Source organism: Nocardia aurea, from assembly GCF_003123685.1.
In the GTDB taxonomy this organism is placed as follows: Bacteria; Actinomycetota; Actinomycetes; order Mycobacteriales; family Mycobacteriaceae; genus Nocardia; species Nocardia aurea.
Genome location: NZ_QCYJ01000110.1, coordinates 1 through 3,911, shown reverse-complemented (window position 1 = coordinate 3,911; position 3,911 = coordinate 1). Strand labels below are relative to the sequence as shown.

The following is a 3,911-nucleotide window of genomic DNA, read 5'->3' as shown; positions in this document are numbered from 1 at the left end:
CGGACAGGCGGAGCCTGGCCTCCTCGGCGGTGTGGACGCGGCCCTTGACGACGCGGACCCGGCACAGGCTGCACTCGCCGGAACGGCAGGCGGCCTCGGGCCGGATGCCGTGGTCCTCGAGCGCGTCCAGGAGCGGCCGGCCGCGCGGACTGCGGAAGCTCCTGCCGCCGGCGGTGACGATGACCTCCTCGACGGGATCGACGCCGGCCGGCCAGTGAGCCTGCTCCTCCGGCCGGGCCGGAGCGCCGTTGGCCTCGAAGCGGACCCGGCGGCGGGCGTGGCCGAGAGCGGTGAGCTGCTCCAGCGCGTAGGGGTAGAGGGCCTGGGGGCCGCAGACGTAGACCATGCGGCCGCCGAGCGGACCCGCCAGGTCACGGATCGTCCCGGCGGTGAGCAGATCCCCGATGACGTGGTCGATCCGGATGCGCGGATGGCCGGCCGCGATCCGGACGAGTTCGTCCCTGAAGATGACGTCCTGCTCGTCGCGGGAGCCGTACAGCAGGTGGAACCGCCGGTCCAGACCGTGGTCCACGATATCGCGGATCATGCTCATCGCCGGGGCGACACCGGAGCCCCCGGCCAGGAAGACGACGTCCTCGCCGTGGAAGAGCGGATTGTGGTGGAAGGTGCCCATCGGCCCGGTAGTGGTGACCTGGTCGCCGACGGCGAGCGTGTCGATCAGGTGGTTGCTGATCCGGCCGCCCGGCACCCGCCGAACGGTCAGGTCGTAGTGGTCCAGCCGGGCGGGGCTGGAGGAGATCGCCAGCGGTCGGCCGGTCCCGTCGGTGAAGACGCTGACGTACTGTCCGGCCAGGAAGGGCGGCAGGTCTTCGCCGTCGGCGCGCCGGAGCCGGAAGGTCTTCGTCGTGGGGGTTTCGACGATGACCTCGGCGACGGTCAGGGGCAGCCGCCTGGGGTGGTGGAGGTCGACGATCCTGGCGGTCTCGGCGAGGTGGTCGGTGGTGTCGGGGGTGCGCGTCTCGATCTCGGCGAGGATGTCGGCGGCGCCGTCGTACAGGTGCCTCATCGGACGCTCTCCTTGCGGCGCATGAGGCGGCGGGCCACCCGCGCCCCGGCTTCGAGGGTCGGCTGGAAGCCGCCCATTCCGGCCCAGCTGCCGGCCAGGTGCAGGCCGGGCACGTGCGGCCGGCGCTCGCTGTCACGGAAGAGCCAGCCCTCGGTGCGGTCCTGGTCATAGCCGTAGATCGCGCCGCCGGGGTGGCCGAGGTAGCGTGCCATGGTCCGCGGCGTGGCCACGTCGACCTCCTCGATCGCCTCGCGGATGCCCGGCGCGACGTGTTCCACGACGTCGAGCAGGGTCTGGGCGTAGGCGAACTTGGCGCGGTGGTAGTCCGACGGCGGGACGCCGTCCCAGGCGTGCGCGTACTGGAGCGTCATCAGGCTGACGTGGGTGGCGCCGGCGGGGGCGAACCCGATCGGCGCCACATCGTAGGAGGAGACGCAGATGCCGCGGGCGGGTTCGAGGGAGTGCCACGAGGCGTGGATGCGGTCGTCGTCGGTGTCGAGGTTGACGAACGTGGTGCTGGTGGTGAAGCCCAGCTCGGCGGGGGTGGCGTCCAGGCCCATGTGGAGCGCGAACCCCGACACGCCGATCCGCCTGGTCGCCAGATCGTCACGGACGGCCGCCGGGACGTCCATGCTCTCCAGCATGCCGTACGTGATCGGAAGCGAGGCGTTGGAGACGACGTCCGGGGCGATCACTTCCGCGCCGTCGTCCAGCCGCACTCCCAGCACCCGCCCGCCCTCGGTCAGGATGGCCGAGACGGCCGTGTTGAACCGGACCTGTCCCCCGGCTGCCAGGAACGAATCCAGGATCGCGGTCGACATCGCCTGCGAGCCGCCCCTGATGTGCCACGGCTTGAACTCCAGGTACGCGAAGAGCGTCAGGGCCAGATCCTGGAAGGCCAGCTTGGACGGCGGCTGCCCGAGGTAGGTCCAGTAGACGCCGAGCGCCGCCTTGAGGCCGGGGTCGTCGAAGTGCTCGTCCAGGACGTCCTTGGACGGGCGCAGCGCGTACCGGAAGAGCACCGGATCGATCTGCTCGGGTGACGTGCCGCGCATGGCGGCGATCTGCAGGATGGTGACGTTGCTCACCAGGTCGAGGAACTTCTCGACGCGCGACCGGTTGCCGGGGAACGCCTCCTCCAGCGTCTCGATCGCGGCCACCCGGTCGGCGGGGAGCGTGACGTCGACCTGTCCGGGGACCTTGAAGCGGTAGAGATCGTGCTCCTGGACGAACTCCAGTTCGTCGCCGACCCCGAGGCTGTCGAACAGGCCGCGCAGCGAGAACGCCTGTCCCTCCAGCCCGACGCCCGAAAGCTGGTGGAGAGCCACCTCGAACTCGTAGCGGCCCCGGCGGAAGGAGGTCGCGCAGCCGCCGGGAACGTTGTGCCGCTCGACCAGCAGGGTCCGCGCGCCCGCGCGTTGCAGCGTGGTGGCGGCGCTCAGCCCGGCGTTGCCCGCGCCGATGACGATGGCGTCGAAGTCGTTCACCCGCCCACGGCCTCTCGCTGGATCCGCTCGAACTGCGCGGCCATGGCCTCGGCCAGGGCGTTGGCCCCGGACAGCGGGCGCACCATGACCATGAAGTCGTCGATCAGGCCGTCCTCGTCGAAGTGCAGGAAGTCACAGCCCTGGACGTCCTTGCCGTCGACCGTGGCCTTGAAGACCAGAACGTGGTCGCGGCCGTCGGCCCCGGCGATCTCCCGGACATAGCGGAAGTCCTCGAAGACGCGGACGACGGCACGCAGGATCGCCGCGGTGACGAGCTTTCCCGGATACGGCTTGTAGGCCACCGGACTGGTGAAGACGACGTGCTCGGCGAGCATCGCCTCGATGGCTTCGTGGTCTCCGGCCTCGACGGCCCGGCGGAAGGGATGCACGGCCACTCCTTACTCAATTAGTTGATTAGGTGCTAAAGACACTAATCACCTTGGTGCGTTACCGTCTAGACATGACTTTGCGCAACGCGATCATGGCGGCGCTCCTGGAGTGCGAGGCGTCCGGTTACGACCTGGCCAAGAGCTTCGACGCCTCGGTTGCCAACTTCTGGATGGCCACTCCGCAGCAGCTCTACCGGGAGCTGGAGAAGATGGAGGCCGACGGGCTGATCCAGGCGCGGGTCCTGACCCAGGAGCGCAGGCCGAACAAGCGGCTGTTCTCCCTCACCCGGGCCGGGCTGGACGCTCTGGCCTCCTTCACCGCCGAGCCGCCCCGGCCGGGCGCCGTCCGGGACGAGCTCCTGGTGAAGGTCCAGGCCATGGATGTCGGCGACGTGGAGGCGGTGCGGCAGGCCATCGACGAGCGCCGACGGCGGGCCGAGGCGAAGACGGCCAAGTTCGAGAGGTTGCGCGCCCGGCTGCTCGGCGGCCTGCCGGAGGAGGAGTATCTGACCCGGGCCGAGCGGATCGGGCCCTACCTGACGCTGCTGCGGGGACTGTCGTTCGAACGCGAGAACATCGCCTGGGCGGAGCGGGCACTCGCCGTTCTCGAGCGGCGCAGCACGAAAGAAGCCCCAGGCCGATCGACCTGAGGCTTCTCGCCGTACGCCGCCAGGGACTCGAACCCCGGACCCGCTGATTAAGAGTCAGCTGCTCTGACCAACTGAGCTAGCGGCGCTTGCAACACACGTAACTGTAGCAGCCGCCGCAGACCACCCGCACACGCGTCGGAGCCCGCAGGCCCGGCTCCACCGGTCAACCGAGCCGCCGGGCCAGCCGTCCGTACGCCTCCAGGACCACGTCCCAGAATCGCTCCGCCTCCAGTGAGGTCGCCACCAGCGCGTTGGCCGGCCGGTCGTGGAGCTTGAAGTCCGTCACGGTCATCCCCGAGGTGTACAGGCCGGCGGTCTCCACGTGCACCACCGCGGGCACGCAGGTGAACAGCGAGGG

General features: G+C 70.1%; 4 protein-coding genes, 1 tRNA gene and 1 pseudogene. 1 reads left to right on the top strand and 5 read right to left on the bottom strand.

Annotated features, from left to right (window positions below):
• The 3 genes from DAT37_RS26030 to DAT37_RS26020 all read right to left on the bottom strand — a co-directional run.
• The coding region (locus DAT37_RS26030) for an FAD-binding oxidoreductase (protein ID WP_109527513.1) at window positions 1–1,027 on the bottom strand (1,027 nt) is incomplete at its 3' end.
• Window positions 1,024–2,514 (bottom strand): phytoene desaturase family protein, encoded by a 1,491-nt coding sequence (locus DAT37_RS26025; RefSeq protein ID WP_109527512.1) that lies wholly within the window; start codon window positions 2,512–2,514, stop codon window positions 1,024–1,026. The genes DAT37_RS26030 and DAT37_RS26025, both read right to left, overlap by 4 nt.
• Window positions 2,511–2,903 (bottom strand): nuclear transport factor 2 family protein, encoded by a 393-nt coding sequence (locus DAT37_RS26020; RefSeq protein ID WP_109527515.1) that lies wholly within the window; start codon window positions 2,901–2,903, stop codon window positions 2,511–2,513. Before DAT37_RS26020 ends, DAT37_RS26025 begins: the two co-directional genes overlap by 4 nt.
• Before the next feature lie 71 nt (window positions 2,904–2,974).
• Between DAT37_RS26020 and DAT37_RS26015 the strand changes: the two genes are divergently transcribed.
• Window positions 2,975–3,553 carry a PadR family transcriptional regulator gene (locus tag DAT37_RS26015; RefSeq protein WP_109527514.1) on the top strand — a complete coding sequence of 193 codons (579 nt, stop codon included), beginning with the start codon at window positions 2,975–2,977 and terminating at the stop codon, window positions 3,551–3,553.
• A 12-nt stretch (window positions 3,554–3,565) separates the two neighbouring features.
• On the opposite strand, the gene DAT37_RS26010 is transcribed toward DAT37_RS26015, so the two are convergent.
• Both DAT37_RS26010 and DAT37_RS26005 read right to left on the bottom strand, forming a co-directional pair.
• A tRNA-Lys gene (locus DAT37_RS26010) sits at window positions 3,566–3,639 on the bottom strand.
• A 77-nt stretch (window positions 3,640–3,716) separates the two neighbouring features.
• A pseudogene (locus DAT37_RS26005) lies at window positions 3,717–3,911 on the bottom strand (nucleoside hydrolase); the annotation flags it as partial.

What these genes read in the sequence shown, in the direction of transcription:
- DAT37_RS26015 (WP_109527514.1), top strand. Translation starts at nt 2,975, where the DNA reads ATGACTTTGCGCAACGCGATCATGGCGGCGCTCCTGGAGTGCGAGGCG.